The sequence below is a fragment of the Psychrobacter sp. 1Y4 genome (assembly GCF_051847555.1).
The window spans coordinates 1-530 of the sequence record NZ_JBPYDE010001103.1; the positions used below are offsets into that span (position 1 = coordinate 1).

The window sequence follows — 530 nt, forward strand, 5'->3', positions numbered from 1 at the left end:
GTAGACAAAAGCGCCGCTTCAAACTGACCTTCTTCAAAAACCACTAATCCTGAATGCGCGCCGCAAAAATGACGGACATTACGCCACTCGTGCGCGAGCGCTACCGCCCAATCACAATAGTGCTTGCCAGCGTTTGGCTCATCTTTGAGGGCTTTTTTAGTAGTTGGATGTAATCCTAGGTTGGGCTGTACTGCATCAAATAGCTTAGAAGGTGGTATCTCAAACGTATCATCGACATATACGCTTTGACTAGCAGGATGATAGACCAATAGTGAGCTTGCATGGACAGATTCATCAGGTGCAATGTAGTAAATGCCCTGAGGTAAGGAGAATTGCAGCTCAGGATAACGCTCAGCGACCGCGTCACTTTCGACCAAATCATCTGCCCAGTCTACTTCTGGTACTTGTTTTGGGTGTCGACTACTACCGTAAAACGTGGCTTGCGGAAAGTCTTTGGCCATTTGTGCACAATGTATCGTATGAAATGGATGAACATTTAAGACGGCTTCGACATCTTGGCCATCATTGGT

General features: G+C 46.6%; 1 protein-coding gene. It reads right to left on the bottom strand.

Annotated elements, in window-relative coordinates; genetic code table 11:
* On the bottom strand, positions 1-530 hold a 530-nt coding region (locus ACS8FC_RS20630; RefSeq protein WP_439298156.1), incomplete at both ends, for a hypothetical protein.